This window comes from Mycolicibacterium cosmeticum (assembly GCF_000613185.1).
Classification (GTDB): domain Bacteria; phylum Actinomycetota; class Actinomycetes; order Mycobacteriales; family Mycobacteriaceae; genus Mycobacterium; species Mycobacterium cosmeticum.
In genome coordinates, this window is sequence record NZ_CCBB010000001.1 from 3,055,349 (window position 1) to 3,082,341 (window position 26,993).

A 26,993-nucleotide genomic window follows, 5' to 3' on the forward strand; every position below is an offset into this window, starting at 1 on the left:
CACCGATATCCCGGCAACCACAGCTGATGCGCGCAAGTGGCGCACCGAGGCAGCCTCGCATCGGTTTTGCGACACGCGGCGCCGGAGCTCATCGGCCCGATCATGAATCGCACATCGTTGGCCCAGGGGGAGCCCCTTCGCCGACGTCGTGGCCACGCCGTGCAGACTCAGCGAACACCGCGCGCTGTGCCATTGGGCAAACGCAGCGTGTTCACCGCGGCGCCGGTGTCGGAGAGTAACGTTTACGCGTGCGGGGATGACGGAAAAACCGAATGCCGGTCGTAGCCGGAATCGGCCGCGGGTGGCGATGTCGTTGTCACGGAAATGCGCGCCCAATATGCGGCAATAAACATCGGAAGAGAAATGACGGCCCCAAAAGCGGAATGACCCTCGACCGCGCCGGTCGCCCGGGCCGGTCGAGGGCACTCACCGCACCCGTTGAGCTAGGTGACGGTCGTGGTGGTGAGCGTCGGAGAGGGGTTCGGGTAGCACGATGTTGCGACGTTGCCGACCGCCGCCACGGTCGTGGTCATGGTCATGCCTGGGTCGGTGTAGCTGGTACCGGCGTACTTGCTGGTGATTGTGCCCGGAGCGGTGGCCGTGACGTTGATGGTGACAGCGGGCGGGGTGAAGCTCGAGCCGCCGGAGATCGGGCCGGGAACGGTGAGAACCACGTTGCTGCCCACCAGTGCCGTCGAGCCGGAGACCGTTCCGCCGGATGTGCTGGCCGAGACGTAGGTCGAGTTCGCCGGGACCGGGATGAGCATCTTCAAATTGCTGATGCTGGTGACGGTGAAGCCGGAGGCCGTCGAGGGAACCGTCGAGGAACCCGGGGTGAGGGTGATGGCCACGGGCGAGCCTGCGGCCACCGAGCCCGGCGCTGCGCCGGTAACCGAAGTCGTCATGCTCGATGTCTGACCGATGCCGAAAATCGTGCCCTTGCAACTCCAGTTCACGCTGACGGCTGCATTCGCGGTGCCCGCGAAACACAGTGCCGCGGCGAGCGCCATCGGGGTGGCGACGCCGGCCCGACGCAGCATGGAGGAATTCGATCGCATAGTTATCTCCAAGAGGTGAAGGTAACGACGTGGCCGGAATGCCGCGCCGCGGTGGAGCGGAAAAAACATAACTCGCACCCGACGAAATTCCCGGCACATTTTGAATACGTTTCGACAGCAATATCGCCTTTTCTGTATTCGTTATTCGGAATTGAGAATTAGCGACAGAAAGTTATTCGAAGAAAAATGTCAAAAGCACAATTACCTGCGCGGAGGTGCGACTCATGACGCGAGCAGTAGTGCGGTGGTGACGAGCATGACCACCGCGGTGGCACCGTGCACTCCGTACGCGACGGACTTGGCGCCGCCGTTGCGCAGCACGATGAACGCATCGGCGATCGGAATGAGGGTGGCGGCCAACATGACCCAGCCGGCCAGGTGCGTCGCGTGGGCGAGCAGCAGGATGATGACGAACAGGCCGGTGGTGATATCGCGGATGCCCTTGACGCCGAGGTAGGCCTGGACGCCAGGTTGATCGAGATCGGGCAGCACGCCGTAACCGGCGGCGGCCGTGCGTGGCGCGACGAAGAAGCGTGCGCCGATGGCGATGATGGCGGCGGCCAGGACGCCGGCCAGGACGTACCCGGCGGTGGTGGTGATGGTCATGTCGGTGCTCCTGGTTGGGGTCAGTGGATGGGGGAAAAGGTGGTGGGGGCAAGGAGTGTGGTTTGGACGTCGACGATGTCGGCGACATCGAAACCGGCCATGTCGGTGGCGAACTCGGTACTGGCCATCACACGGCGGGTGGTTTCGTCAGGGTCCGCGTCAGGCGGGTAGGCGACCAAGGCGATCAGCCGATTCCCCTCGCCGTCGCGCTCGGTCCACACGCCGTGGGTGGTGACGCCGAATGCGCCGAAGGTGACCAGGTGCCGCGCCCAGTGCACGTCGGCGTACTGCCGCAAGGCTTCCGGTGATCGCAGGGTGTAGATCCTGAGCTGGAACATGCTGATGCGCTCCTTCGTCGATGGTTGGTGGTGTCCGCCGACACGGTCAGGTCAGCAGGACCACGCACGCGGCGGTCACCGCCAGGCCTTGGAGGACGGCGCGGCCGTTGATGATCGAGTCCCACCTGGCCTGCAGGGCTCGGCCGTTCGGCAGTGGCTGGTCGGTGTCGGCGGCCGTGGTGAGCTGCCGGTTGATGGGTGCGCTGATCCGGATGTAGAGCAGCAGCCAGATCGACAGGGCGGCCAGGGCGGTGCCCGCTGCGACCGCCTGGGTCCAGTGCGCCGCTGCCGCCGCAGCGATTGTGCACACCGCGGCGGCAACCACGCCGAGAACGCCGGGTATCACCATGCGTCGATCCCCGTAGTGGTGCACGTGGCCCATCACCGTCACCAACATCGCGTCGTCGATCCGTGCCAGCGCCGGCCGCATCACCATCGCGCAGAACACGTCGGTGCCGTACACCACGCCGGTGCCGAGCACGGTGACCAGTGCTGCGGCGCGAACAAGCAGGTCCACATCCATTTCTCAACTCCTGTCCGGGGAAGTGCTAGCAACGCTAACCCTGAGTGGCAACGTCGTCAATAGCACTGCTATTCCCGCTAGCGTCGATAACGAGCGCGGGTCGGGTGCCTGCGGCGGACTGGAAGGCACTTCGATGTCGAAGCACTAAGGTGAACGGCATGGCCGACGCCCTGAACCCCGCCGAGTTGCGGGCGTACTTTGCGCTGATGGAGGCCGTGAGCTTGCTGCAGTACGCGGTGCGCCAGCAGCTGCAGGACGATGGCGGCCTGAGTTACGTCCAATTCGAGATCCTCGCCAAGCTGGCCGACGCCGGAGGCGGTCTGACCATGACCGACCTTGCGGACGGCGTGGTGTACAGCCGGTCCGGCTTGACGCACCAGGCCGGTCTGCTCGAAAAGCAAGGCTTGATCACCCGCGCCCCCTCCCCCGAGGACCAGCGCGCCACCGTTGTTCACATCACCGATCAGGGACGTGGCCGGGTCGCAGCGGTGCTTCCCGGCCACATCCAGGTGGTGCGCGAACTTCTGGTCGATTCTCTGTCCGAGAACGATGTACGCAGACTCGGCGACATGATGACGAACGCTCGCGACCACATGCGGCGTCGACCCCCGCGCTCGGCGGCTGCGCGCAAGCGCCGGGGCGACGCCACGTGAAAAAGGTTGCGGCGGTCGGTATCAGCGCCCGGTAGGCACGAGCAGGGTCTTGCCGTGCAGGCGGCCGTGGTCGGAGTCGTCGTGCACGGCGGCGGCCTCGCTCAACGGACGGCGGTCGGCGATCTCGATGCGCAGTCGGCCGTCGTCCACGCGGTTGACCAACTCGGCCAGTTGGGCGGCGTCGCTGCGGACGAACACCCGCTGTGTCCGCACGCCACGCGGCGGGTCCTGCGGTCCGAAAACCATGGTGCCGACGTGGAATCCGCCGTCGGCGACCAGGCTGATGAGGGCATCGGTCTGCTCGTCGGTGGTGGAGACCAGATTGAGCACCACGTCGAAAGGGGCACCGTCAACCCGGATCGGTGAGCTGCCGTAGTCGACGTAGTCGACGATGTGGTCGGCGCCGAGCCCGCGCAGGCGCTCGGTGTCACGGTCCCTGGCGGTGGCGGTGACGTGTGCTCCGGCGTGTTTGGCCAACTGGATCGCGTAGCCGCCGACCGCACCGGAGGCTCCGTTGATGAACACCGACTGTCCGGTGGTCAGCCCGGCGATCTCGAACAAGGCTTGCCAGGCCGTCAGTGCGGGCTCGGGCAGGGCCGCGGCGTCGGCCAGCGGAACCGTTGACGGTGCGGCCGCGAGTGCTTCGGCCGGTACCAGGGCGTATTCGGCCGCGGCGCCGTCGGCGTCCAGCGGCAGGAACGCCACCACCGCATCGCCGATATGCCAGCCGTTCACGTCGGCGCCGATCTCGGCGATCGTTCCGGCGACGTCGACGCCGGGAATGTGGGGGAAGCTGACCTGGTAGACCTGCGCCAGGTATCCGCCCCGGATGCCGGCGTCCACCGGGTTGAACGAGGTGCCGGCGACTTTCACCAGCACCTGTTGCGGGCCTGGCACCGGCCGCGGGGCCTCTTCGTACCGCAGCACGTCACTGGTGCCGTATTCGTGGTACCGAACTGCTTTCATGATGTCCTCCTCGTCGCGGTTGCTTCGAATTCGAAGCAGCTTCGCTCGACACAACTCGCTTCGATGTCGAAGCAATCCCGAAGTTGTGGTGACCGCAGTCACAAAGCCGTCGTGAGCGGGTCGCTCAGGCGCGGAAGGCGTCGATGGCCAGCGCAGCGAGCCGCCGCGCGGCCGCCTCGCGTCGGCTCCGGGGGAGGGAGCCGAGTCCACGCCCGGCCAACAGCACCAGCACCAGATCGTCGACGGTGACATCCCGGCGCAGCGCACCGGCGGCCTGCGCCCGGCGCGCCAACGACCCGACCGCCTGCAGTGCGGCGTCGCGGTGCGCGGCGTAGCCGGCGGGCTCGGAATTGGCCGATATGAACGCGTCGACGAACCCCCGGTTGCGGCCGTTGAGTCGCGTGAGGTTTTCGATGATCGAACAGAACCCGCGCCACGGGTCCGGATCGGCGCAGCCGTCCTCGACGATCTGCTCGCACAGGCGCACTTCGTCGGCGAATGCGGCCTGGACCAGGTCGAAGCGGGTGGGAAACCGCCGATACAGCGTGGCGGGTCCGACGCCGGCCCGCCGAGCGATTTCCCGCATGGTGACATCGAGCCCGCGTTCGGCGAACAGTGCGCGCGCCACGGCGAGCACGCGGTCGCGGTTGTCGCGGGCGTCGGAGCGCAACATCCGAGGCATCTCGGCAACCATGTCTCTCACTTCGGTCAAGTGGACGGGGGCGTCCACTAACGTCCGACGGTACTTGGCGGAGAGGACGTGAACGTGCGGGCAGTGGTGATCGAACGGTTCGGAGATCCGAGCGGCATGACGATGGTCGAGGTACCGCCTCCCGTCGCCGACCGCGGCCAAGTGATTATCCAGACCGCGGCGATCGGAGTCGGTGGTGTGGACGCGATGATCCGCCGCGGCACGGTGGCGGAGTTGCATCCCGTCCCCGCCGGGCTGATCCCCGGGAGCGAGGTTGCCGGCGTCGTCTCGGCCGTCGGCGCCGACGTGGATGCGTCATGGGTCGGCCGCCGCGTCTGGGCATTCACCGGGATCGGTGGCGGCTACAGCGCGGTTGCAGTGGCGCGGGTCGCCGACATCGCGGCCATCCCGGATGACCTGTCGTTCGTCGACGCAGTCGCCGTGGGCAGCGCCGGCCCGGTGGCTCACTTCGCATTGGCCCACGCCCACTTCACATCCGCCGATTCCGTGCTGGTCCGTGGCGGGTCGGGAAGCATCGGCATCGCCACGGTCGAGTTGGCCGCGCGCGCCGGAGCGGAGATCGCGGTCACCACATCCTCGCCGGAACGCGGTGAGCGGCTCCGCGGATTCGGCGCGACCCACATCCTGGATCGCGATGGCAACGGTGCTGCCGGCGTGCCGGCGCGTTTCGACGTGATCATCGACATCGTGGGTGGTCCCCAGACTCCGGCATTCATCGATCGGCTCGCCCCGAATGGCCGGATGGTCGTTGCCGGCATGGTGGCCGGTCCGGTTCCGGCGGATGTCGGGTCGCGGCTGCTGGCAGCGTTCCAGCTGTCCCGCTCCCTGGCCACCTTCAGTCTCGACACCGTTGCGGCCGAAGCCAAAGACCTTGTCAGGCGAGAGCAGTTCGTTGCCGTGACGCGAGCAGAGCTGAGCGCCGTCGTAGCGGACGTGTTGCCGCTGGAACGCGCCGCAGACGCGCACCGTCTGATGGACGCCGGACAGGTGTTCGGACGGATCGTCCTCACGCCGTAGGTGCGGATCAGGTGAGCGCCGAGACGAAGGCTTCCTCCATCACCGGCCAGCTGCTGATGGTGAACGCCGGGCACATCGTGTGACGGCCGCTAGTTCGACCGTTCGCACCTTCTCAGCCCGTCGAATCCGCGGGGTGTGGCGGCCCCGCTGAGGAAGTCGTCGAGCAGCTGACGGTTCTCCTTGATCCGCTGCTCGCGCCGCGCCAGCTCGTCGCGAATCTGCCGAACACGGTCCAGGATTTCCGAGCAATCCGCCGTCGGTTGCCGGCCAGATCGCAACCAGGGCAGGATCTCGCGGATGACAGCGGAGGACAATCCGGCGCGGAAAAGATCCTGGATGAACGCGACGATATCGGCACTGTCCGGGTCGTAATCGCGATAACCATTCGATGCGCGGCGGGTGAGCAGAAGGCCTTGTTCCTCGTAGTAGCGCAGCGCACGGGTGCTGACCCCGGTGGCATTGCTCAACTCCCCGATCCGCATGACGGCCCTCACTGACCTTGACCTTGACATTGACGTGAATGTCTAGGTTAGCGGTCATGGCTGCAAAGACACAGATCCGGGATCGTTTTGCGTTGATAACCGGCGCCAGCACGGGCATCGGATACGCCATCGCCGAGCAACTGGCAACGCGCGGAGCGCATTTGGTGCTCGTCGCGCGGACCGCGGCGACCCTCGACGACGCCGCTGCGCGGCTCAGGGCCCAGTACGGTGCCACCGTTCACACGATGCCGATGGACATCACCGCCCCGGGCGCCACGTCGCTCGTGGTGGACAAACTCGCCGCGGAACACATCGAGATCGAGATCCTGGTCAACAGTGCCGGGTGCTACGAGCGCGGGCTCGTCGTCGATAGCGACCCGGCCCGGCTGAGGGCGGTCGTCGATCTCAATGCCGGCGCGTTGACCGAACTGACGGCAGCCCTGCTACCGACGATGACACAGCGAGGCCACGGCGCGATCATCAACATCGCCAGCACCGGCGCCTACGTCCCGGCACCCCATCTTGCGGCCTACAGTGCGTCCAAAGCGTATGTCCGCGCCTTCACCGAAGCGCTGTGGGCCGAGACCCGTGACACCGGTGTCCGGGTGGTCGCGGTGAGCCCCGGGCCAACCCAGACTCCGATGAACCCCCGTTCGACGGCGTTGACCCGCCAACCCGGCCAGGTCGCTGCGACGGCCTTGCGGGCGCTCGACAGGTCCGGCCCAGCCGTGATCGACGGCGGGGTGAACGCGTTGAGCAGTCACGTGTTTCGGCTTCTCCCCGGCCGGATCTCGGCGACCCTCGCGGGTGTACTCGCCGAAAGGACGCAGTTCTAGCGCCAATCACCCCTCGGTGCCGAGCCTGCCCTCGCCGACAAGGAGGCCGACGCCGTCGGCGTCCGCGCGCGGATACACGCCGGCCCAGGAGCGTTCGATAAAGCGGTGCAGGCTGTCGACCGCCTGCGGCCCGGCATCGGTCCGCCACACCACGTGGCCGTCTGGTCGCACCACGACGGCACCGTGGTCGCCGACCTCGAACAGATCGATGGCGGGGTGGTTCGCGTCGTCGACTCCGCCCAGACCGACCACGGTGAACGGCACGGACATGGATGCGCCAGCCAACATTTCGATCCAACCTTGCGGATCGGCGGTGAACACGGTGAGACCTTTTCGAGCGACTGCGTCATGGGTCGAGCGCTGCGCACCGTCGGGCCCACTGATGATCGCGTGGGGTAGCCGCGCACCCGGATGTGTCGTCGGGTGATACAACGCGACATCACCCTCAGGACACCGGCTCTCGGCGGTGTCGATCAACGGGCTGGCGTAGGCATAACCGAATTCCAGGCCGCTGGCCACGAAGTGTTCCTCTTGTCCCGGAATGGCAGCGGCCATGCGCTGCCGTAACCTTCTGCTCCGGGCCGTGTTTCGGAGCAACCGTTTGGTTCGGGACGTCTGCGCGGTGGTCAGGGCATCCGCGATGCGGGCGATCGGCGGGGCGGGCACCCTGCCCAGTGGAAGTCTGCCGATGAGTTCGGTGGCCTTGTGCAGCGAGCGATTGGTGATGCTTAATGCCGCGGTGACTTCGTCGAGTTTGAAGTGGTTGTTGGTGCTCTGCTCGGCGAACCGCGTGACGACGGGCCGCCGTTCGGTCTCGTAGGTGTCCAGCAGCGATTCGGATGCGCCTTCCTGCAGGATCGCGGCGAGCTTCCAGGCGAGGTTGTGGGCGTCCTGTACACCGCTGTTGAGCCCGAATCCCCCCGTGTGCGGGAAGCGGTGGGCGGCGTCGCCGATGAGCAGAAGCGGTCCGCTACGGAACCGGTCGGCGATCTGCTTGGTCATCGTCCAGGTTCCGGTCGAGCGGATCTCGTATTCGGTGGATCCGATCACGTTGGGCAGGATCCGGTTCCAGTACGTCCGGCTGTCGCTCGCGATCGATTGAGCGGCGTGCAGGTACGGCGTCATCAACACGTAGTCGTCGTCGGCGTGGGCGATCATCACCCCGCTGAACCGCGGGTGGTAGATCCAGCTGAGCAGGGGCCGGCTGGTGCCGTCCGGATACAGTCCGGGCGCGTGGAAGAAGACGCTGCCCATGTTGGCCAACACCGGACCGGTCATGGCGATACCTGCGGCGTCGCGCAGCCTGCTGTTCGCCCCGTCTGCCGCGACGATGAATCGCGGTGAGACGACGACTGGATCGCTGCCCTGCGACCGCAACGTCAGCCGCTCGTCAATGAGGTCAGCGTGCCAGCCGCGCCGGAAATCGACAAGGGGCTCGCGCTCCAGGGCCTTCCACAGCTCTGGCATCAACAGGTGCTGACCGATGTGAGAGATGAGAAACGAACTGTGACTGCGGACTTCGGCGAGCCGATCCGGTTGGGAGAGCAGATCGATCTCACCGATCGGGTCGGATCGCACGTCGGTGCACCAGCGGATGATGTTGACGGTGTCGATCGGCGGGGTGATCGCCTCCAGGGCGCGTCCCAGTTCGGGGCAGGCCTGGTTCCAGATCTCCAGAGTGCGGGCGTTGATGACGTGGGCGGCCGGATGCAGTCGGGTTTCCCGACGCTCGTCGACGACGGTGCTCTCGATGCCGTACCGGGCCAGCAGCAAGGCGAGGGTGGAACCCGCGGCCCCGGCGCCGACGATGACAATCGATTCAGTATCCATGTCTTACAACGTCTTCCACGTGATGGCGCGCTTGTTCGACCGGGGTTTGGCGCCGGGGCGGGTCCCGGCGCCTGGCTTGAGCAGCTCCTCGCGAGCCACGCCGGCGCGGAGCTTTTCGAGCAGGTAGTTCGGGTCGATGTTGGTGCCGATCGGGTTCTCCTCGAACGCGTGACTGTTGAAGTATTCGGCGGTCTGCTGCGCGGTGGGGAAGTTCTCGGTCTGGAACTCCAGCCGGATACCTTCGGGATCTTCGTAGTACAGACTGGTGGTGGGTCCGTGGTTGATGGACCAGACCGGGGTGATCTCCACGTTCTTCAGGCGTTCGTAGGTCAGCAGCAGTCTCTCCACGGAGGTGAAGGTGAAGGCGAGATGGTCGATGCCGTAGGTCTTTCGACGCCATCGCGACAGCGGGAAGGCGTATCGCAGTGGCGGCGGCAGTTTGACCAACGCCAGTCGGTGACTTTCGTGATCCCATGTCAAGAAGGCGATTTGGCTGTCTTCGTGCACGACGCGGGCGCCGAAGACGTGTCCGTACCAGTCGATCATCTCGGCGCTACGCGCGGTCTTGACGACCCAGTGGGCGATGAAGTCGGGTACCAGGCGGTCGGGTAGTCGATCGAGATCCGGTGTGGATGTGGTGCTGTTCTTCGGATCAGACGGTTGCAGTGGGCTCGGTGTGGCACTCACGGCTGGTCCTCTCCTCTCAGGGGATGGCGGCGACAATGGTGTTTCGCTGGGTGCCCAGGTCGAGCGTCCCGGCGGTGTTGCGGATGGAGGCGGTGACGATGTCACCGGGCTTCAGGTAGGGCTTGCGCTGGTTGAGCTTGACGAATGCCGCCCACAGCTTGTCCTCGGGCAGTAGGGCCGTGGCCAGGCGGCGAACGAAAGGCGGGGGTGAACCCGCCACGATGCCGTGCGGGGTTCCGGTCAGCAGGACGTCGCCGGGATCCCAGTTGCAGAATTCGCTGAGTTCGGTGAGTGTCTCGGCGGGCCGGTACAGCATGTTGCCGGTGTTGTCGGACTGCCGTAACGATCCGTTGACCTCCAGGCGCAGCTCGAGGTCGTCGATGAGCCGGAGATCCTCTGGTTCGAGCACCGCCAGCACCGGCCCCAGCGGACAGAAGCCCCGGTAGCTCTTGCCTTTCAGGAACTGCCCCTGGGGAAGCTGGACGTCGCGGGCGGACAGGTCGTTGCCGATGGTCACGCCGAAGACGTACTCATGCAGGTTCTCGGCGGTGATGGTCGTCGGTGCATGCACGGTTCCGCGCAGAACCAGCGTCAGCTCGATCTCGTAGTCGAGCAGAGTGACATGAGCTGGGCGGGTGACCGGGTCGTAGGGGCCGGTGACGGCGGCGTCGGTCTTGTCGAAGAACAGGTTGAAGGTGCGCTTGTCGGGGTTCATCCCGGACTCGATCGCATGCTCGCGGTAGTTCACCCCCTGGCACATCACCCGGCACGGAGTGGTCACCGGTGACAATAAGCCGACATCGGCCAGCACCACGTCGCCGGTTTTCGCCGCCGCGGCCCGCCAGTCGGCTTCGCCACGCTCGATGAGGTCGGCAGTGCGGGGATAGTCGCCCGTGAGAGGTGTGACGCGGTCACCGGTGAGCACCCCCCAAGAGGGGCGTTCATTGTTCTCGTATCGGACGAGATGTACGACCATCGACAACTCCCGCGTCTGCCCGTCGTTCGACCGGCTCCGTACCCAGTCAACTGAGCGGCATCGCCGTGCCGCCTGGCCTCAAGTACGAAATTGGCGGGGTTCGGCTGGTTTTCAGTCCAACTCGTCCGGCGCGGGCGTCAGCACCGTCTCGCCGAGTTCCTCGGCCAGGGTCAACGCGGCGTGCAGCTGCAGGCGGCGAACCGTCGCCGGCCGGCCGCGAAGTTGCTCGGCCCGCTGCACGCGGTACGCGACGGTGTTGCGCGCGATGTGGAGGTCGGCTGCGGTGCCGGCCAGGCTCCTGTCGCGGTCGAGGTAGCACTTGAGGGTGCGACGCATCGTGACGACGGAGTCGGTGTTGTCGACCAAGCCGCCGAGTTCGCGGGCGACGAACTCGCGGGCGGCGAGCAGGTCGGCGCTCAGCATCGCGACGAGGTCGAGATCCTCATACCCGAACCACCACGCCTCCCGCGTGGACAGTGCGCCCACTCGCGCTGCCTCGGCCGCCTGCTCGTGACTGCGCCGGAACCCCTCGACGCCGGCACCCGCCGTGCCGATCGCGACGCGAACGCCCGGGGGCGGAGGCGTCACGGGGACGATGGCCTCCGGCGGATGCGACGTGCGCGAACCCCAGGCCCAAACCCGTTGGGCGCCAACCGGAAGCACGAGTGTGGAGACGCATCCTGCCGCGGCGAGGATCTCTGAGGCCGTGGCTCCGAGCTGAGTCGATTCGGCGGGCACACTCGAACCCGGCCATACGATGACCGCCAGATGCCAGCGGCTCAGGTCGTAGCCCAGGATCCGGGTGGCTCGCTCCATCGGCACGGCGCTGCCCTGGAGGAGGTCTTCCACGACTCCCGCGCGTAGGGCGATCGAACTGGTCAACCACGCTTCGTGGGCGCGGGCATATTCGTCGGCCATCCGTTTGGTCAGCGCATCGACGATGCCGAACAGCACGTCGTTGATGCGCCGCATCTCGCCGAATCGCTGCGCAGCGGGCACCACGCGCTCGGCAGCGTCCAGCAGCACGCTCGTAGCGGTGGAGTGCGCGACATGGATGCTGCGCAGCATGTGCTCCATGCCGATGCCCCGGGAAACCACTTCCATCGGTCCCGCGAGGACCTCCGGCATGGCCGTCAACGACACCTGGTCACCTCGCTCGAGGGCGATCAGCGTGCCGAGTGCGACGGCCTCGCATCCCTTGGCGATCTCGGTGGCGACGGCGTCCACGGCCAGTTCCGGGATCGCGGTAGTGATGGCCGCCGTCATCTGCGCCCCGAGCTCCACAGCCCAGGCGGCCGGCCCGGGTCCCAGCGCATCGGCGACCAGCTGGGCACGGTCGGGGACCACCGATTCCCTGGGAAATGCTTCAGGCGAACGGGGTTCGAGTTCGGCGAACCACGGACGGTTCATCGACTGCGCCGGTGGATGACGGCGACCGCTCCGGCCGCCGGCGCATTGGCAATTCCCCGTGATCGCGATCGTTCGTCGGACTCCGTCGTGGGTTCGAGCGTGTACGTGCGCAAAATCTCGCGCAAGGTGATGAGCATTTCGGTGTTGGCGAACGCCGCACCGACGCAACGGCGCAGACCGCCCCCGTACGGAATCCACGAGCTGGTGTCCGGCTTGGCATGCAGGAACCGGGTGGGGTCGAAGCGGGCCGGATCGGCGTAGTTGGCGGGGGAGCTGTGCGAGAGCGCGATGCTCGCAATGATGGTCTGGTCTGCGGGCAAAACCCACTCGCCCAAACGAGTTCGACTTGTCGTCACGCGCAGCACGCCGGGGATCACCGGTCGGCTGCGCTGCACCTCCCAGACCGTGGCTTGCAGAAGATCCGCACCGCCGGCGTCGATCTCCTCGACCAGCTGTGACAGCACCTCCGGGTGGCGGCGTAACCGCTCGATGGCCCAGGCCAGCGTGGTGGCCGTGGTTTCGTGTCCGGCGGCGAGCAGCGTTTGCAACTCGTCGATGATGTGGTCGTCGGGAATCGGACGGCCATCCTCGTCTCTGGCGGCCACCAGCATGGCCAGGACATCCGTGCGCTCGTGGAGGTCCGGAGCGGCTCTGGCATTGCGGATCAGGGTGCCGATGAGGTCGTCGCACCGACGCCGCATGCGTTCCAGGCGTCCCCATGGGCTCCAGCGTCCGAGGTCACGACGCAAACCTGCCGGCAGTACGGTGAGCCGGGATGCCAGCAATACCGCGGGCGGGAGGAGTTCCCGCAAGGCCGCCAATTCGGGCCCATCGGCACCGAACACCGCGCGCAGGATGGCGTTCAGGGTGATGCGCATCATCGACGGCAGCGTGGCAAACGGTGTCGCAGTCGGCCAGGTGGACAGCTCGCGCGCAACTTCTTCTTCGATGATCTGCTCGTAAACCGGCATCCGCTTGCCATGCAGCGGCGGCATCAGCAGCTTGCGTCGCGCCAGATGTGGCGCGCCGTTGAGGCTGAAAGTGGAACCCGGGCCGATGACGTCACCGAGGTTGGTGATCGTCTGTACGAGATCTCCCGCGGTGAACAATTCCTTGATCAGATCGGGATCGCTGAGCACGATGGTGTCGCCGAACAGCGGAAGCGACACGCTGAACGCCGCACCGTGGCGGCGGCGTACGTACGCCAGCGCCCGCGGCGGGTTCACGAGCATGGCCGCGCCCTGAACGATGCGTGGAAGCGCTACTCCGGGTGGCAGCCGCACTGGGTCGCTGGTGAGCTGAGCCAAGGTGGTCCCCCTTCGGTACATGCGTGTACTAGCCACACTAGTACACGAATGTACCGGAGCTGGCTTGTGTGGATCTACGATCGGCACCGGCAGAAAGGACGCGAAGTGAACGCAGTGGCGGTACCCGGGCGCGCCCGGCTTCCCGGCGGTGACCCCTTGTTCTATCGCCGACGGATCTTGGAAGCGATGGCGGAGTCCATCGCCGAGGTCGGCTACGCGAACACGATGGTCGCCGATGTCGTGCGTCGGGCCCGCACGTCGAAGTCGAAGTTCTACGCCGAGTTCTCCGACCGGGAAGCGTGTCTGGTCGCCCTGCTGTCGGAGGCCAATGACGCCAACCTCGCGGCAGTGGCTGCTGCGGTGGACGCGGCCGCGCCATGGCAGACCCAGGTACGCCAAGCAGTGGAAACCTGGTTCGACTGGGCTGAACGGCGGCGGCCCCTCACGCTTGCCTGGATCCGCGACGTGCCCGCCTTGGGTCCATCGGCGCGTTCGCTCCAACGCATGGCGATGGAACGTTTCGTCGAACTGGTTCGCACACTCAGTGACACCCAGGAATTGAAGGCCATCGGTATCCAACCCGTGCCCCACGCGCGCGCTGTGCTGCTGATCGGCGGCCTTCGGGAACTGACAGCGCACACCGTAGAACATGACCAGCCCCTGGCCGCGGTGACCGAAGAAGCCGTCCGCAGCGCCATCGCTCTGATCAACCCCGCTGACTAGGAGAGACCGCCGCGTGCTGGGCGCGCTTGGCCCTGAAGGGTTTCGGTCGGTATCTTTGGCAGCGTGAACATCCGAGTGGAGGAGGTCGTCGGCGCTCGCGCCGACATCAGATGACCGCGCCCCGTCGCCGACCCGTTGGGCCGGCGGCGCAGTCGTACCCTCACTCCTCTGGACCGCACCCGCGTGCGGTTCCCCTTCCTGGATGGATTCACCAATGGACTCCTACACCCGTACCCAGATCCTCGGTGCCTTCCGCAGCGCCACCCGCAGCGAGGTCAAGAAGGTCAGCTTCGCCGCGGATTTCGATGCCGTCGACTTCGGCAAACTGGAGTACTACGGCTGGGCCGACCCCAAGATCCCGCGCCGTGCCTACCTCGTGGTCGAACGCGCCGAGGGACCGATCGCGCTGCTGCTGACCCGCGCCGCCGTCAGGCCGCGGGGACGCGCCATGTGCACGTGGTGCAACGACGTCAACCTCACCGATGAAGCGGTGCTCTACACCGTCCGGCGCGGCGGCGCAGCGGGCCGCAAGGGTGACACCATCGGCACGTTGATCTGCGCGAACTTCGGCTGCTCCCGTCATGTGCGGCAGCTGCCGCCGGCCTATCACAAGGAAACCGATCTCGAGCGGCTACGCGAACAGCGGATCGACGAGTTGCGGCGCAAGGTGCACGGTTTCGTCGACAAGGTGCTCTCGACGGAGGACTGACGGCGCGCGCCGCGTCAGATCCTGCCGCCCGGGAACATCGTCCTGACGGCTTGGGTGATGGTGGCGCGGGCCGCGGCGGCGTCGCCGGGTTCCAGCGAGCTGATCGCCATCACGTAGCGGCGGTCGGGCCCGATCACGCCCGTCGACACGTGCAACTGATTGCTGCCGTTCCAGCAGCAGAACCAGCCCTGCTTCACCGCAACCGGCTCGGCGGGCAGCCCCTCGGGGATGCCGAACCGCTGCGGGTACCCGTCGAGTCCCGTCGGCGTGGATTGCGCCAGGTCGTTGATGATGAGGTCGGCCTGTTCGGGCGGCAGGCCGCCGGTGCCGTCCAGGAGCATGTCGTAGTACCGGACGAGATCGCTTGCGGTGCTTTGCGTCACGTCCCAGTGCCCGTTGTACGGTGCCGTCGTCGCCCCCAATCCGTACCGGGCCACGACGCGGGCGATGACGGCGTTGCGGCCGTTGCGATCCCAGAACATCTGGGCCGCACCGTCATCGGAGGAGCGCAGCATGGTGTCCAGTGAGCTGTGGTCGGCGGGCGTCAGTTTCGTCTTGCCCTGCGACTCCTGCAGCAGCAGGTCATCGGCGATGAACAGCTTCACCACCGAGGCGATGGGGAACGGCTTGTTACTGCCGTTCGAGACCATCTGGCCGGTGTTGCGGTCCAGCACAACGGCTTCGATCGTGGCCCCGGACGCGGCCGCGTCGACGGTCGCCTGCCGGATTCGGGCATCGAGCCCGTCGAGCGCCACCGTCGGTTCGTCCGGCGGCGCCTCGGCGACGACGGCGGGTCCTTGCGGCGCGGCCGGTGACGCATTTCCCGACGCCGCTTCACACCCGTTCACCAGCACTGCCGCGCAGGCGATGGCAAGTGTGGTCATCGCCCAATTCGGCCGCTGACGCATAGCTGTCCTCCCAGTGCTGATCCGCGAAGCAGGGCCACGCCGCCCCCGCTCAGGTTTCCCCAACTTAGCCGGTTTAACCAGACCGCACCGAGGTCGGCGCCGGGCGCGCAGCCCTGCCCTAAATCCATCCCGACAAATTCGCGCAAGCGCATGCGCAAGCGCTTGCCTGCGTCCTAAGCTCCAGCAGAACACGCGGCGCGCTCGGCGTTGCACCGGGGACAAAGGAGTCCAGATGGTCGGAATGCGCAGGAAAAGCAGCCAGGTGGTCGGGGCGGCTCTGGCGGCGGGAGCGCTGGTCCTCGGCCTGACCGCGTGCAGCGGTTCGGGCTCGGACAGCATCAAGGTCGGCCTGATCACCAAGACCGACTCGAACCCGTACTTCGTCAAGCTGCGTGAGGCCGCCAAGGCCCAGGCCGACAAGGACGGCGCCGAGCTGATCGCCGTTGCGGGCGCCTTCGACGGTGACAACGAGGGCCAGGTGGCGGCCATCGAGAACATGGTCGGCAAGGGCGTGAAGGGCATCCTGATCACCCCGAACTCGTCCACCGGTGTGCTCGACGCGATCAAGAAGGCGCGCGACGCCGGCGTCGTGGTCATCGCGCTGGACACGGCCACCGATCCGGAGGACGCCGTCGACGCGACCTTCGCCACCGACAACAAGGCCGCCGGCGTCACGCAGGGCAAGTGGGTGCGCGCCGCCCTCGCCAACAAGCCGCCTCAGGTGGTCATGCTGGACGGCACCCCGGGTGGCACCGTCGACACCTTCCGGCACGACGGATTCCTGGAAGGCTTCGGCATCACGAACAACTCGCCGGAGATCGTCGGCCGGGAGAACACCAACGGCGATCAGACCAAGGCCCAGACCGCCATGGAGAACATCCTGCAGCGCGCCCCGGGCATCAACGCGCTCTACACCATCAACGAACCCGCGGCCGCCGGCGCCTACCAGGCGATCCAATCCGCCAACCGCGCAAGCCAGATCACCATCGGGTCGATCGACGGCAGCTGCACGGGCGTGGCCGACGTGAAGTCCGGAAAGATCGGCGCCACCGTGATGCAGTTCCCCGCCAAGATGGCCGAATTGGGTGTGCAGGCCGTGGTGAAGTTCGCCAAGGACGGCACCAAGCCCAGCGGATTCAACGACACCGGCTCGCAGCTGATCACGGACAAGCCGGTGGCCGGGCTGGACTCCAAGGACACCGCCTGGGGCGAACAGAACTGCTGGGGCTGAGGTCGACCGTGAGCACCGGTGCTCCCGCAACCGATCTGACGGCCACGCCGCCGGCGGCCGGCCGGTTCAACGTCGGAACCCTCCTGCGTGAACCGCTGGTCGGCCCGCTGGTGGCGCTCGTCATCGCGATCGTCATCTTCAGCGCGATCTCGGATTCGTTCCTCAACCCGCAGAACGTCTCCCTGATCCTGCAGCAGTCGGTGGTCGTCGGCATCCTCGCCGTCGGTCAGACGCTGATCATCCTCACCTCCGGAATCGACCTGTCCATCGGTGCGGTCGCGGTGTTCGGCACCATCGTGATGGCCCAGAGCGCGGGTGCCTACGGGCCGGTGGTGGCGCTGGGCTCGACGCTGTTGGTGTGCGTCCTGTTCGGTGCCATCAACGGCGGGCTGGTCACCACCCTGCGCCTGCCGCCGTTCATCGTCACCCTCGGCACCTTCACCGCGATCCTGGCGGGCACCCGGCTGCTGGCGGGCTCGGAGACCTACCGGGTGGAGAAGGGGCCGCTCACCTTCCTGGGCACCTCCTTCCGGATCGGGTCGTTCTCGACCACCTTCGGTGTGGTCACCATGCTGCTGGTGTACCTCGGTATGTGGTACGCGCTGTCCCAAACAGCTTGGGGCAAACACATCTACGCGGTCGGCGGCAATCCGCAGGCGGCGGATCTGCTGGGTATCAAATCCGGCCGGGTGTTGCTGTCGGTCTACATCGCCACGGGTGTCATCGCCGCGATCGCCGCGTGGGCGGCGCTCGGCAGAATCCCGAACGCGGATCCGAACGCCTACCAGAACGCCAACCTGGAGACGATCACCGCGGTGGTCATCGGCGGCACCAGCCTGTTCGGCGGCCGCGGCGGCGTGGTGGGCACCCTGGTGGGCACGCTGATCGTCGGCGTGCTGCGCAACGGTCTCACCCAGGCCGGCGTCGACAGTCTCTACCAGAACATCGCCACCGGCATCCTGGTGATCGTCGCGGTGGCGGTCGACCAATTCGCCCGCAGGAGATCACAATGAGCGCACCGGCTCTCGAAGCGCGCGGCCTGGTCAAGAGGTACGGCCACGTGACGGCGATCAACGGGGCCGATTTCGAGCTCCGACAGGGCGAGGTGCTCGCGGTCATCGGCGACAACGGTGCCGGGAAGTCCAGCCTGATCAAGGCGCTGGCCGGCGCGGTGATTCCCGACGCCGGCCAGATCCTGATGAACGGCACGCCGGTGTCGTTCAAGAACACCAGGGATGCACGCGCCGCCGGTATCGAGACGGTGTACCAGGACCTCGCCGTGGTCCCGGCGCTCGACATCGCGTCCAACCTCTACCTTGGCCGGGAGATCCGGCGAAAAGGCCTGGCGGGAAGCCTGTTCCGCCGGCTCGACACCGGAAGGATGCGCCAGGAGGCCGCGCAGCACCTGACCGATCTGCGGATCGGAATCAAGTCGGTCGCCCAGGCCGTGGAGACGTTGTCCGGCGGGCAACGTCAAGGCGTCGCGGTGGCGCGGGCCGCCGCGTTCGGCCGCGGGGTGATCATCATGGACGAGCCGACCGCCGCCCTCGGTGTCCGCGAGTCGGGACAGGTCATCGACCTGATCCGGTCGATCCGTGACCGCGGCATTCCCGTGGTGTTGATCAGCCACGACATGCCGCACGTCTTCGAGGTGGCCGACCGCATCCACATCCACCGGCTGGGGCAGCGGGCCGGCGTGGTCGATCCGAAGAAGCGCTCGATGTCCGAAGTGGTGGCGCTGATGACCGGTGCGGAGGAGCCGACCGATGAGGAACGCGCCGGCCTCTGAGAAGGCCCCGGTTGGGGTCTTCGTCGGCTTGGCCACCCTGGATGTGATCCACCGCATCGCGAAACCGCCCGCGGTGAACGAGAAGATCACCGCGGGCGCCCAGTTCGTCGCCGCGGGCGGGCCGGCCGCCAACGCGGCGGTCACCTTCGCGGCCTTGGGTGGCTACGCCATCCTGGTCACCGCCCTCGGTGACGACCCGGTGGCGCATCTGATCCGCGCCGATCTCGCGGCGTACGGTGTCGACGTCGTCGATGTCGCGGCGGGCAGCACCCGTGCGGTGCCGGTGTCGGCGGTGGCGGTGCTGGAGTCGACGGGCGACCGATCGGTCATCTCGCTCGACGCGGTGACCTCCGACGCCGCAGCGCCGGACCACCTCGAGGACCTGGTCGCCGCCGCCGACGTGGTGCTGGTCGACGGGCACCACCCCCGCCTTGCCGTCGCCGCGGCGCGGCGGGCGGATGCCGGCGGCACCACCCTCGTCGTCGATGCCGGCCGGTGGAAACCGGTGATGACCGACCTCATCCCGCATGCGACAGACATGGTGTGCTCCAACGATTTCCGAACACCCGGTGCCGACGGCACGGCCGCGACCGCCGCCACACTGGTCGGCGGCGGGGTCCGCACCGTGGTGACGACGCACGGCGGTGCTCCCGTGCAGTGGTGGTCCGGCGGCGACTCGGGATCCGTCCCGGTGCAACCGGTGACGGTGGTCGATACGCTGGGCGCCGGCGATGCCTTCCACGGTGCATACTGCTACTTCGCCACCCGGTTCGACGGCAGCGTCGCCGACCGCATCGATCGCTGCGCCCGGGTGGCGGCACTGCGGTGTTCGGTGGTCGGGCCGCGGGCATGGTTGCGCGAACTGCAACCCGAACAGACTCGAAAGCGAGAACGGTGACCATCGAGCAGGGCGTGCACATCCAGGACGCCACTTTGGACCAGTTGATCGAGGCGGCCAAGGCGCTCGCCGTTCCCGGCGAACGCCGCATCCTGGGTCTCACCGGCGCGCCGGGAGCCGGGAAGTCAACGGTCGCGCAACAACTCGTCGAAGCGCTGGGCCCGGACGTCGCCGTGCTGGTGCCCATGGACGGTTTTCACCTGGCCAACGAAGTCCTGATCGAACTCGGCAGGCGGGACCGCAAGGGCGCGCACGACACCTTCGACGACGGCGGGTATGCCCGGTTGATCGCGACCCTGCGGGCGCAGCGGGTGGGCGATCCGGTGGTGTACGCGCCCCGGTTCCGCCGAGACCTCGAGGAATCGATCGGCTCGGCGATTCCGGTGCCGTCCACCGTGCCGCTGGTGGTCACCGAGGGCAACTACCTTCTGCTGGAAGGCAATGCGTGGCCGGCGGCGCGTGCCCACATCGACCAGGTGTGGTTCTTGGCGCCCGACACCGAGGTGCGCCACACGCGGCTGCTGCGTCGCCATGAGGCGTACGGGAAGTCGCCCGAGGAAGCCGAGTTCTGGGCCCTCGGGTCCGATGAGCGCAACGCCCAGTTGATCGAGTCGACCGCCGGCCGCGCCGACCGCATCGTGCGCCTGCCATGACCACCATGGGAGATGTCGCCCGCATCGCCGGCGTCTCCGCGTCCACCGTCTCGCATGTGCTCAACGGCACGCGCAAGGTCAACACCGCCACCCGTCTGCGCGTCGAGGCCGCCATCGAGCAGAGCGGGTACCGGCGCAACGGCGTGGCGCGATCGCTGGCGGCCGGGCGCACGCACACCGTCGGACTGTCCATCTCCGCGTTGACCAACCCGTACTTCAACAGCCTGGTGCACGCGGTGGAGCGGGCCCTCTCCGCGGCCGGATACGTCCTGATCGTCGGTGATTCGCACGATGAGCTGCAGTCGGAGAAGCGGGTGACCGACTCGCTGCTGGACCGACAGGTGGACGGCATGATCGTGGCGCCGGCCGCCGGGTCGGAACGGCTCACCCTGCCCGATATCACCCGCACCGGAACGCCTTTGGTGCTGATCGACCGTGGCGTCGACATCGGGTGCGACCAGGTCGGCCCGGAGAATGTCGCCCCGGCCCGCGCGCTCACCGAGCACCTGCTCGAACTCGGGCACCGCCGCATCGCGGTGTTGCGTGGGTTGGCCGGAATCTCGTCCACCACCGAGCGTTTCGACGGCTACGGTGCGGCGCTGGCGGACCACGGTATCGAGGTGGACCCCGCGCTGGTGCTCGACGGTGCCTCCAGCACGGAGGTGGCCGAACGCGAGGTGCATGCACTGATGTCGACGGCGCACCGGCCACACGCGCTGGTGTCGCTGAACAACGCCATGACGATCGGGGCGCTGAAAGCCCTTCGCGTGCTGGGCTTGTCGATCCCGGGCGATGTGGCATTCGTCTGCTACGACGACTTCGAATGGGCCGATTTGTTCGAACCGCGGCTCACCGCCGCGGCGCAGGACGTCGACACCATCGGCGCCACCGCGGTCGAACTGCTGCTGCGCCGGATGCGTGGCGATGACGCTGTCCCGCAACACATCCGGGTGCCGACGACGTTGCATCACCGCAATTCGTGCGGATGCACGACGCCTCAGCCGATCGCGTCCCCGATTGCAGACCGGTAATGCCCGGCCGGGTCGGCGAGCAGTGAGGCGAACGCGGCCTCGGCGGCGCCGATCATCAGCGTGTCCGAACCCAGGGTGCCCGGCACGATGCGGACCTGTTCGTTGGGCACCCGCATGGAATGCCGGGTGATCGCGGTCGCCAGGGCCGCGGCTGCCTGCGCCGGGAAGGACCCGAGGAACCCGCCGAGCACGATGAGGTTCGGATTGAGCAGGTTGATCGCGTTGCCGAGCGCGATGCCGAGGTATTGCGCCTGGTGCGCAGGCGTTTTCGGGCTCGACTCGCTGACCTCGGTTTCCAGGCAGCCGATGCGTCCGCAGTGACACGGTCCGGCGCCGCCGACATAGGTGTGGCCCAGTTCGCCTGCGTAGCCCGCCGCACCTTCGAGCAGTTCACCGGCCACCACGAACCCGGCGCCGATCCCGCTCTTGCCGCCGTTGACATAGATCATGTGCTGGGCAGCGGGATGCCCTCCGAAAATGTGTTCGGCGATCGCACCGAGGTTGGCGTCGTTCGCCGCGAAGACCGGTAATCCGGTTGCGGTGCCGAGCATCTGGCCCAACGCCTCGTCGTGCCAATCGAGGTTGGGGGCGAGCCGGACCACCGAGGTCGGGGCGTGTACCAGACCGGGAACCGCCACGCCGATCGCGGTGACGCGCTGGGTCCGGTCCAAGTTGCGCTCGAGTCGGCTCACCGCCTTGGCGGTGATGGCGACGGTGTCGCGCACGCTGGGAACGCCGCGAGTCGGGTACCTGGTGACGTCGAGCACGGTGCCACCAAGGGCCACCAAACCGACTGTGACGGCATCGGTGTCGGGGTTCACCGCGATCGCCAGGGTGCCGGTCTGCGGGCGCACCATGGGGCTGGGTCTGCCGACCTGACTGGCCGGCGCCGCTTGCGACTCCTCGATCAGGCCGGCATCGGCGAGTTCCTCCACCAGGTCCTTGACCGTCGAGCGGGACAACCCGGTCCGGCGGGTCAACTCGGACCGGCTCAGAGCGCGAGCGCGGTGCACCAGCGTGAGGACCGCCGACAGGTTCCGCCGCCGGACATCGTCGGTGTTGGTGCCGATCCCCATCCGCGAATCCTCCCTTGACAGTGGTCTGCGCCACATCTTATGTTCGGCCAAGCAACAAATCCAGTTTCAGGAGCACGCCATGTCGATCCTCGAATCCGCCGCCACCGCAGCGGCCGATCTCACGCCCAAACGCTCGGACAAGTTCTCCTTCGGCCTGTGGACCGTCGGCTGGACCGCCAGCGATCCGTTCGGGGTGGCCACCCGGCCGGCCCTCGATGTGGTCGAGGCCGTGGAACGGCTTGCCGAACTGGGCGCATACGGTCTCACCTTCCACGACGACGATCTGTTCCCGTTCGGCAGCAGCGACGACGAGCGGCGGCGCGCCATCACCAGGCTGACCGCGGCGCTGCAGGCCAACGACATGGTCGTGCCCATGGTCACCACCAATCTGTTCACCCACCCGGTGTTCAAGGATGGCGGATTCACCAGCAATGATCGCGACGTCCGGCGGTTCGCGCTGCGCAAGGTCCTGCGCAACATCGACCTCGCCGCCGAACTCGGCGCCGAGACGTTCGTCATGTGGGGCGGTCGCGAAGGCAGTGAATACGACAGCGCCAAAGATGTGCAAGCGGCGCTCGAGCGCTACCGCGAAGCGCTGAACCTGTTGAGCGACTACGTGATCGACCAGAAGTACCCCCTGCGGTTCGCCATCGAACCGAAGCCGAACGAGCCACGCGGTGACATCCTGTTGCCGACCGTCGGGCATGCCCTGGCCTTCATCGACACCCTCGCCCACCCCGAGCTGGTGGGTGTCAATCCGGAAACCGGGCACGAGCAGATGGCCGGGCTCAACTTCGTGCACGGCATCAGTCAGGCCCTGTACGCCGGCAAGCTGTTCCACATCGACCTCAACGGCCAGCGCGGCATCAAATTCGACCAGGACCTGGTGTTCGGCCACGGTGACCTGGCCAACGCCTTCGGACTGGTGGACCTGCTGGAGCACGGCGGCGTGGACGGCGGGCCGAGCTACACCGGGCCCCGGCACTTCGACTACAAGCCCAGCCGCACCGAGGACAACACCGGGGTGTGGGCCTCGGCGGCGGCCAACATGCGGATGTATCTGCTGCTCAAGCAGCGCGCCGCGGCCTTCCGCGCCGACCCCGAAGTTGCCGAGGCCCGCCGGGCCGCCCGCGTCGACGAGTTGCGGCGCAGCACCCTGGGCGCCGGCGAGACCTACCGGGAGTTGCTGGCCGACCGCTCGGCGTATGAGGACTTCGACGCGGATTCCTATTTCGGGGCCAAGGGTTTCGGCTTCGTCCGGTTGAACCAGTTGGCCATCGAACATCTGATGGGCGCGCGCTGAACACCAATGGCACCAACCCGCTGGACGTGACGCACGTCACGCTATAAGTTGTCCGAAACAACAAAAGGCCGAGAGATCGGCGGATGTCATGAGGGGCGGTTATGAAGCGAATCAGCGGGCTGATGTTCGCCGTCGTCGTCGGCGCGGGCCTCACGCTCACCGCGTGTGGCAGTAACGGCGGCAGCGGCGGCAGTGCCGGGGGAGGCGGCGGCGACGCCAAGGGCCAGAAGATCGGCGTCATCCTGCCCGACACCAAGTCGTCGGTCCGCTGGGAATCCAAGGACCGCCCGGCGCTGGAGGCCGCCTTCAAGGCCGCCGGCGTGCCGTACTCGATCCAGAACGCCGAGGGATCCGCCGACAATATGGCCACCATCGCCGACGGCATGATCGCCGACGGCGTCACGGTGCTCGCCCTGGTCAATCTGGACTCCGACAGCGGCGCCTCCATCCAGCAGAAGGCCGCCAGTCAGGGTGTCAAGACCATCGACTACGACCGCCTGACCCTCGGCGGCTCGGCCGACGTGTACGTCTCGTTCGACAACAACAAGGTGGGGCAGCTGCAGGGCCAGGGGCTGGTCGACTGCCTCGCCGGCAAGCCGTCGAACGTGGTGTTCCTCAACGGATCTCCCACCGACAACAATGCCACCCTGTTCACCGGTGGCGCGCACTCGGTGGTGGACAAGGTGCCGTCGATCAAGGTGGTGGCCGAGCAGGCGGTGCCGGATTGGGACAACGACAAGGCGGTCACCATCTTCGAGCAGATGTACACCGCCGCCGACGGCAAGGTCGACGGCGTGTACGCGGCCAATGACGGCCTCGCCGGGTCGGTGATCTCGATCCTGGAGAAGAACGGCCGGGCCGGGCAGGTGCCGGTCACCGGCCAGGACGCGACCGTCGAAGGACTGCAGAACATCCTCGCGGGCACCCAGTGCATGAGCGTCTACAAATCCGCGAAGGAAGAGGCCGGCGCGCTCGCGGAGGCGGCGATCGCCCTGGCCAAGGGCGAACAACCCAAGACCAACAGCACATCTCGTGACGACAAGGGCAACAGGGACGTGCCGTCGGTGTTGCTGACGCCGAAATCCATCACCAAGGACACCGTGAAGGTGGTGTTCGACGACGGCGGACAGGCCAAGGCCGACGTCTGCACCGGGCAGTTCGCGGCGGCGTGCAGCGCCGCCGGGCTCTAGGGGCATCGTGTCCGTCCCGAACGCGCCCATCCTCGAACTCCGCGGTGTCAACAAGAGTTTCGGCGTCGTGCACGTGTTGCACGACGTGGACTTCCAGGTATACCCCGGTGAGGTCACCGCCCTGGTCGGGGACAACGGCGCCGGCAAGTCCACTCTGGTGAAGGCCATCGCGGGGATCTACCCGCTGGACACCGGAACCTATGTGTTCCAGGGCGATCCGGTCACGGTGCACGGGCCCAACGATGTGTCGGCGCTCGGCGTCGAGGTGGTCTATCAGGACCTGGCGTTGTGCGACAACCTCGACATCGTGTCGAACATGTTCCTCGGGCGTGAGCTCAAACGCCACGGTGCGCTCGACGAAGCGAAGATGGAATCGCTTGCCCGCGAAGCACTCTCGTCGCTGTCGGTGCGGACGGTCAAGTCGGTGCGCCAACCGGTGTCCAGCCTGTCCGGTGGTCAGCGGCAAACGGTGGCCATCGCCAAGTCGGTGCTGTGGAACGCCAAGGTGGTGTTGCTCGACGAACCCACCGCCGCTCTCGGCGTGGCGCAGACCCGGCAGGTGCTCGACCTGGTGCGCCGGCTCGCCGATCAGGGGGTGGGCGTCGTGTTCATCTCGCACAACCTGAACGACGTGTTCGAGGTCGCCGACCGGATATGCGCGCTGTACCTCGGCCGGGTGGCCGCCGAAGTCAAGGCCGCCGAGGTCAGCCACAGCCAGGTGGTCGAGCTGATCACCGCGGGTCGTTCCGGCAGCCTGGGCCTGGCGCCGGCCGAAGCCGCCCAGTCGATGTGAGGACCGCCGCATGACAACTCTCAATCCGAAACTGGCCGACGCCGACTTCGCCGCCGACGCCCGCGTCGACGAGTCGTTCGGCGACGCGGTACGCAGTTACCTGCGCCGGGTCCGCGGCGGCGATATGGGATCGCTGCCCGCGGTACTCGGCCTGATCGTGCTGTTCATCGTGTTCGGGATCGCCAACGAGCGCTTCACCTCGGCGCTGAACCTGGCCAACCTGGTCACCCAGGCCGGGTCGATCTGCGTGCTGGCCATGGGCCTGGTGTTCGTCCTGCTGCTCGGCGATATCGACCTGTCCGCCGGCGTGGCCGGCGGTGTATCCGCATGCGCGATGGGTTTGACCATCGTCAACCATGGCTGGCCGTGGTGGGCGGGGGTGCTCGCCGGCCTGCTGTGCGGTGCGGTGATCGGCCTGGCGATCGGCCTGCTGCGCGCCAAGCTCGGCATCCCGTCGTTCGTCGTGACACTGGCCTTCTTCCTGGGCCTGCAGGGGGTGACCCTCAAGCTCATCGGCGAGGGCGGCTCGATCCGGGTGGACGATCCGGTCATCCGCGGTATCACCATCGACAACATGTCGGTCACCGCCGGGTGGCTGTTCGCGGTGCTCATCGTGGTCGGGTTCACCGGCCTGGAGTTGTACCGGCACCGCACCAAGGTCACCCTCGGCCTGGTGCACCCGCCGATCGGTGTGGTGATCGCCCGCATCGCCGGGGTGGCGGTGGTGTCGCTCGGGGTGGCCTATGTGCTCAACCTCAACCGCAGCGTGAACCCGAATGTGGAGATCCGCGGCATCCCGTACGTCCTGCCGATCGTCGGGGCACTGCTGATTGTGCTCAGCGTGATCCTCAACCGGACCTCCTACGGCAGGCACATCTACGCGGTGGGCGGCAACGCCGAGGCGGCGCGCCGGGCCGGGATCAACGTCGCCCGCATCAGGATGTCGGTGTTCGTGGTGTGCTCGTCGCTCGCCGCGCTCAGCGGCATCATCGCCGCGTCCTACGGCGGCAAGGTGTCGGCCTCCTCGGGTGCGGGCAACGTGTTGTTGTACGCCGTGGGCGCGGCCGTCATCGGCGGGACCAGCCTGTTCGGCGGTAAGGGCCGGGCGCTGGACGCCGTCATCGGCGGGGTGGTGGTGGCCACCATCGCCAACGGGTTGGGACTGCTCAACCAGTCGTCCTACATCAACTTCTTGGTCACCGGAGGGGTGCTCCTCCTGGCGGCCAGTGTCGACGCGATCTCGCGGCGGCGACGGTCGGCGACGGGCCTGGCCTGAATGCCCGGGCAG

General features: G+C 67.2%; 29 protein-coding genes. 15 read left to right on the forward strand and 14 right to left on the reverse strand.

Annotated elements, in window-relative coordinates:
- Positions 1 to 443: 443 nt before the first annotated feature.
- The 4 genes from BN977_RS33260 to BN977_RS14765 form a co-directional block, all read right to left on the reverse strand.
- Entirely contained in the window at positions 444 to 1,040 is a 597-nt protein-coding gene (locus BN977_RS33260) for a hypothetical protein (protein WP_036398029.1), read from the reverse strand.
- A gap of 240 nt (positions 1,041 to 1,280) precedes the next feature.
- The gene (locus BN977_RS14755; protein WP_024452390.1) at positions 1,281 to 1,664 is read right to left on the reverse strand and encodes a DUF4267 domain-containing protein; all 384 of its coding nucleotides are present in this window, start codon (positions 1,662 to 1,664) and stop codon (positions 1,281 to 1,283) included.
- 20 nt (positions 1,665 to 1,684) lie between these two features.
- A complete protein-coding gene (locus BN977_RS14760; protein WP_024452389.1) occupies positions 1,685 to 2,002 on the reverse strand; it encodes an NIPSNAP family protein in 318 nt (105 codons plus the stop codon).
- A 46-nt stretch (positions 2,003 to 2,048) separates the two neighbouring features.
- Entirely contained in the window at positions 2,049 to 2,525 is a 477-nt protein-coding gene (locus BN977_RS14765) for a DUF1772 domain-containing protein (RefSeq protein WP_024452388.1), read from the reverse strand.
- Between the two features lie 158 nt (positions 2,526 to 2,683).
- Between BN977_RS14765 and BN977_RS14770 the strand changes: the two genes are divergently transcribed.
- On the forward strand, positions 2,684 to 3,178 hold the full coding sequence (locus tag BN977_RS14770) for a MarR family winged helix-turn-helix transcriptional regulator (RefSeq protein WP_024452387.1): 495 nt from the start codon (positions 2,684 to 2,686) through the stop codon (positions 3,176 to 3,178).
- A gap of 21 nt (positions 3,179 to 3,199) precedes the next feature.
- On the opposite strand, the gene BN977_RS14775 is transcribed toward BN977_RS14770, so the two are convergent.
- Entirely contained in the window at positions 3,200 to 4,144 is a 945-nt protein-coding gene (locus tag BN977_RS14775) for an NADP-dependent oxidoreductase (RefSeq protein WP_024452386.1), read from the reverse strand.
- A 124-nt stretch (positions 4,145 to 4,268) separates the two neighbouring features.
- On the reverse strand, positions 4,269 to 4,817 hold the full coding sequence (locus BN977_RS14780; RefSeq protein ID WP_234709561.1) for a TetR/AcrR family transcriptional regulator: 549 nt from the start codon (positions 4,815 to 4,817) through the stop codon (positions 4,269 to 4,271).
- 102 nt (positions 4,818 to 4,919) lie between these two features.
- Here BN977_RS14780 and BN977_RS14785 point away from each other — a divergent pair, with 102 nt between their 5' ends.
- Positions 4,920 to 5,873, forward strand: coding sequence for a zinc-binding dehydrogenase (locus BN977_RS14785; RefSeq protein WP_234709562.1), 954 nt, complete (start codon positions 4,920 to 4,922; stop codon positions 5,871 to 5,873).
- An 89-nt stretch (positions 5,874 to 5,962) separates the two neighbouring features.
- On the opposite strand, the gene BN977_RS14790 is transcribed toward BN977_RS14785, so the two are convergent.
- Positions 5,963 to 6,367: a MerR family transcriptional regulator gene (locus BN977_RS14790; protein WP_234709563.1), complete on the reverse strand. Its 405-nt coding sequence runs from the start codon at positions 6,365 to 6,367 to the stop codon at positions 5,963 to 5,965.
- Between the two features lie 44 nt (positions 6,368 to 6,411).
- Between BN977_RS14790 and BN977_RS14795 the strand changes: the two genes are divergently transcribed.
- Positions 6,412 to 7,191, forward strand: coding sequence for an SDR family NAD(P)-dependent oxidoreductase (locus tag BN977_RS14795; protein ID WP_109790132.1), 780 nt, complete (start codon positions 6,412 to 6,414; stop codon positions 7,189 to 7,191).
- Positions 7,192 to 7,197: 6 nt separating this feature from the next.
- Here the strand turns inward: BN977_RS14795 and BN977_RS14800 are convergent, their stop codons facing one another.
- From BN977_RS14800 to BN977_RS14820, 5 genes are all read right to left on the reverse strand, one after another.
- Positions 7,198 to 9,021 carry an FAD-dependent monooxygenase gene (locus BN977_RS14800; RefSeq protein WP_051561397.1) on the reverse strand — a complete coding sequence of 608 codons (1,824 nt, stop codon included), beginning with the start codon at positions 9,019 to 9,021 and terminating at the stop codon, positions 7,198 to 7,200.
- A 3-nt stretch (positions 9,022 to 9,024) separates the two neighbouring features.
- A complete protein-coding gene (locus BN977_RS14805) occupies positions 9,025 to 9,708 on the reverse strand; it encodes a VOC family protein (protein WP_036398032.1) in 684 nt (227 codons plus the stop codon).
- A 16-nt stretch (positions 9,709 to 9,724) separates the two neighbouring features.
- Positions 9,725 to 10,684, reverse strand: a complete 960-nt coding sequence (locus BN977_RS14810) for a fumarylacetoacetate hydrolase family protein (protein ID WP_036398033.1) — start codon at positions 10,682 to 10,684, stop codon at positions 9,725 to 9,727.
- A 111-nt stretch (positions 10,685 to 10,795) separates the two neighbouring features.
- On the reverse strand, positions 10,796 to 12,031 hold the full coding sequence (locus tag BN977_RS14815; RefSeq protein ID WP_234709564.1) for a PucR family transcriptional regulator: 1,236 nt from the start codon (positions 12,029 to 12,031) through the stop codon (positions 10,796 to 10,798).
- Between the two features lie 59 nt (positions 12,032 to 12,090).
- Positions 12,091 to 13,326: a cytochrome P450 gene (locus tag BN977_RS14820; protein ID WP_234709565.1), complete on the reverse strand. Its 1,236-nt coding sequence runs from the start codon at positions 13,324 to 13,326 to the stop codon at positions 12,091 to 12,093.
- A 180-nt stretch (positions 13,327 to 13,506) separates the two neighbouring features.
- Here BN977_RS14820 and BN977_RS14825 point away from each other — a divergent pair, with 180 nt between their 5' ends.
- Together BN977_RS14825 and BN977_RS14830 are read left to right on the forward strand one after the other, a co-directional pair.
- A complete protein-coding gene (locus BN977_RS14825; protein WP_234709566.1) occupies positions 13,507 to 14,124 on the forward strand; it encodes a TetR/AcrR family transcriptional regulator in 618 nt (205 codons plus the stop codon).
- Positions 14,125 to 14,326: 202 nt separating this feature from the next.
- On the forward strand, positions 14,327 to 14,833 hold the full coding sequence (locus BN977_RS14830; RefSeq protein ID WP_306372236.1) for an FBP domain-containing protein: 507 nt from the start codon (positions 14,327 to 14,329) through the stop codon (positions 14,831 to 14,833).
- Between the two features lie 14 nt (positions 14,834 to 14,847).
- Here the strand turns inward: BN977_RS14830 and BN977_RS14835 are convergent, their stop codons facing one another.
- Positions 14,848 to 15,741: a serine hydrolase gene (locus BN977_RS14835; RefSeq protein WP_036398040.1), complete on the reverse strand. Its 894-nt coding sequence runs from the start codon at positions 15,739 to 15,741 to the stop codon at positions 14,848 to 14,850.
- Between the two features lie 232 nt (positions 15,742 to 15,973).
- Here BN977_RS14835 and BN977_RS14840 point away from each other — a divergent pair, with 232 nt between their 5' ends.
- From BN977_RS14840 to BN977_RS14865, 6 genes are read left to right on the forward strand one after another with little or no spacing between them, the layout of a single operon-like run.
- Positions 15,974 to 16,972, forward strand: coding sequence for a substrate-binding domain-containing protein (locus BN977_RS14840; protein WP_024452375.1), 999 nt, complete (start codon positions 15,974 to 15,976; stop codon positions 16,970 to 16,972).
- 8 nt (positions 16,973 to 16,980) lie between these two features.
- Positions 16,981 to 17,985: an ABC transporter permease gene (locus BN977_RS14845; protein WP_234709567.1), complete on the forward strand. Its 1,005-nt coding sequence runs from the start codon at positions 16,981 to 16,983 to the stop codon at positions 17,983 to 17,985.
- Positions 17,982 to 18,761 carry an ATP-binding cassette domain-containing protein gene (locus tag BN977_RS14850; protein ID WP_036398042.1) on the forward strand — a complete coding sequence of 260 codons (780 nt, stop codon included), beginning with the start codon at positions 17,982 to 17,984 and terminating at the stop codon, positions 18,759 to 18,761. The genes BN977_RS14845 and BN977_RS14850 overlap by 4 nt, the downstream gene beginning before the upstream one ends.
- Positions 18,739 to 19,659, forward strand: a complete 921-nt coding sequence (locus BN977_RS14855) for a PfkB family carbohydrate kinase (protein WP_036398044.1) — start codon at positions 18,739 to 18,741, stop codon at positions 19,657 to 19,659. The genes BN977_RS14850 and BN977_RS14855 overlap by 23 nt, the downstream gene beginning before the upstream one ends.
- Positions 19,656 to 20,312 carry a nucleoside/nucleotide kinase family protein gene (locus BN977_RS14860; RefSeq protein ID WP_234709568.1) on the forward strand — a complete coding sequence of 219 codons (657 nt, stop codon included), beginning with the start codon at positions 19,656 to 19,658 and terminating at the stop codon, positions 20,310 to 20,312. Before BN977_RS14855 ends, BN977_RS14860 begins: the two co-directional genes overlap by 4 nt.
- Complete coding sequence (locus tag BN977_RS14865) at positions 20,309 to 21,343, forward strand: LacI family DNA-binding transcriptional regulator (protein WP_036398046.1); 1,035 nt, start codon at positions 20,309 to 20,311, stop codon at positions 21,341 to 21,343. Before BN977_RS14860 ends, BN977_RS14865 begins: the two co-directional genes overlap by 4 nt.
- Here BN977_RS14865 and BN977_RS14870 read toward each other — a convergent pair.
- On the reverse strand, positions 21,310 to 22,419 hold the full coding sequence (locus BN977_RS14870) for an ROK family transcriptional regulator (RefSeq protein ID WP_036398048.1): 1,110 nt from the start codon (positions 22,417 to 22,419) through the stop codon (positions 21,310 to 21,312). The genes BN977_RS14865 and BN977_RS14870 overlap by 34 nt on opposite strands.
- A gap of 79 nt (positions 22,420 to 22,498) precedes the next feature.
- Between BN977_RS14870 and xylA the strand changes: the two genes are divergently transcribed.
- The 4 genes from xylA (at position 22,499) to BN977_RS14890 (ending at position 26,981) form a co-directional block, all read left to right on the forward strand.
- Positions 22,499 to 23,722, forward strand: coding sequence for a xylose isomerase (xylA, locus tag BN977_RS14875; protein ID WP_036398050.1), 1,224 nt, complete (start codon positions 22,499 to 22,501; stop codon positions 23,720 to 23,722).
- A gap of 101 nt (positions 23,723 to 23,823) precedes the next feature.
- A complete protein-coding gene (locus BN977_RS14880; RefSeq protein ID WP_024452367.1) occupies positions 23,824 to 24,912 on the forward strand; it encodes a sugar ABC transporter substrate-binding protein in 1,089 nt (362 codons plus the stop codon).
- A 7-nt stretch (positions 24,913 to 24,919) separates the two neighbouring features.
- A complete protein-coding gene (locus BN977_RS14885) occupies positions 24,920 to 25,705 on the forward strand; it encodes an ATP-binding cassette domain-containing protein (protein WP_036398052.1) in 786 nt (261 codons plus the stop codon).
- A gap of 10 nt (positions 25,706 to 25,715) precedes the next feature.
- Positions 25,716 to 26,981: a sugar ABC transporter permease gene (locus BN977_RS14890; RefSeq protein WP_036398054.1), complete on the forward strand. Its 1,266-nt coding sequence runs from the start codon at positions 25,716 to 25,718 to the stop codon at positions 26,979 to 26,981.
- Positions 26,982 to 26,993: the final 12 nt, after the last annotated feature.

Coding starts and splice junctions, on each gene's coding strand:
- BN977_RS14810 (WP_036398033.1), bottom strand. CDS start 10,684: ATGGTCGTACATCTCGTCCGATACGAGAACAATGAACGCCCCTCTTGG.
- BN977_RS14840 (WP_024452375.1), top strand. CDS start 15,974: ATGGTCGGAATGCGCAGGAAAAGCAGCCAGGTGGTCGGGGCGGCTCTG.
- BN977_RS14775 (WP_024452386.1), bottom strand. CDS start 4,144: ATGAAAGCAGTTCGGTACCACGAATACGGCACCAGTGACGTGCTGCGG.
- BN977_RS14865 (WP_036398046.1), top strand. CDS start 20,309: ATGACCACCATGGGAGATGTCGCCCGCATCGCCGGCGTCTCCGCGTCC.
- xylA (WP_036398050.1), top strand. CDS start 22,499: ATGTCGATCCTCGAATCCGCCGCCACCGCAGCGGCCGATCTCACGCCC.
- BN977_RS14755 (WP_024452390.1), bottom strand. CDS start 1,664: ATGACCATCACCACCACCGCCGGGTACGTCCTGGCCGGCGTCCTGGCC.
- BN977_RS14890 (WP_036398054.1), top strand. CDS start 25,716: ATGACAACTCTCAATCCGAAACTGGCCGACGCCGACTTCGCCGCCGAC.
- BN977_RS14850 (WP_036398042.1), top strand. CDS start 17,982: ATGAGCGCACCGGCTCTCGAAGCGCGCGGCCTGGTCAAGAGGTACGGC.
- BN977_RS14780 (WP_234709561.1), bottom strand. CDS start 4,817: ATGTTGCGCTCCGACGCCCGCGACAACCGCGACCGCGTGCTCGCCGTG.
- BN977_RS14795 (WP_109790132.1), top strand. CDS start 6,412: ATGGCTGCAAAGACACAGATCCGGGATCGTTTTGCGTTGATAACCGGC.
- BN977_RS33260 (WP_036398029.1), bottom strand. CDS start 1,040: ATGCTGCGTCGGGCCGGCGTCGCCACCCCGATGGCGCTCGCCGCGGCA.
- BN977_RS14855 (WP_036398044.1), top strand. CDS start 18,739: ATGAGGAACGCGCCGGCCTCTGAGAAGGCCCCGGTTGGGGTCTTCGTC.
- BN977_RS14760 (WP_024452389.1), bottom strand. CDS start 2,002: ATGTTCCAGCTCAGGATCTACACCCTGCGATCACCGGAAGCCTTGCGG.
- BN977_RS14820 (WP_234709565.1), bottom strand. CDS start 13,326: ATGCTCGTGAACCCGCCGCGGGCGCTGGCGTACGTACGCCGCCGCCAC.
- BN977_RS14835 (WP_036398040.1), bottom strand. CDS start 15,741: ATGCGTCAGCGGCCGAATTGGGCGATGACCACACTTGCCATCGCCTGC.
- BN977_RS14765 (WP_024452388.1), bottom strand. CDS start 2,525: ATGGATGTGGACCTGCTTGTTCGCGCCGCAGCACTGGTCACCGTGCTC.
- BN977_RS14870 (WP_036398048.1), bottom strand. CDS start 22,419: ATGGGGATCGGCACCAACACCGACGATGTCCGGCGGCGGAACCTGTCG.
- BN977_RS14830 (WP_306372236.1), top strand. CDS start 14,327: ATGGATTCACCAATGGACTCCTACACCCGTACCCAGATCCTCGGTGCC.
- BN977_RS14800 (WP_051561397.1), bottom strand. CDS start 9,021: ATGGATACTGAATCGATTGTCATCGTCGGCGCCGGGGCCGCGGGTTCC.
- BN977_RS14770 (WP_024452387.1), top strand. CDS start 2,684: ATGGCCGACGCCCTGAACCCCGCCGAGTTGCGGGCGTACTTTGCGCTG.
- BN977_RS14880 (WP_024452367.1), top strand. CDS start 23,824: ATGAAGCGAATCAGCGGGCTGATGTTCGCCGTCGTCGTCGGCGCGGGC.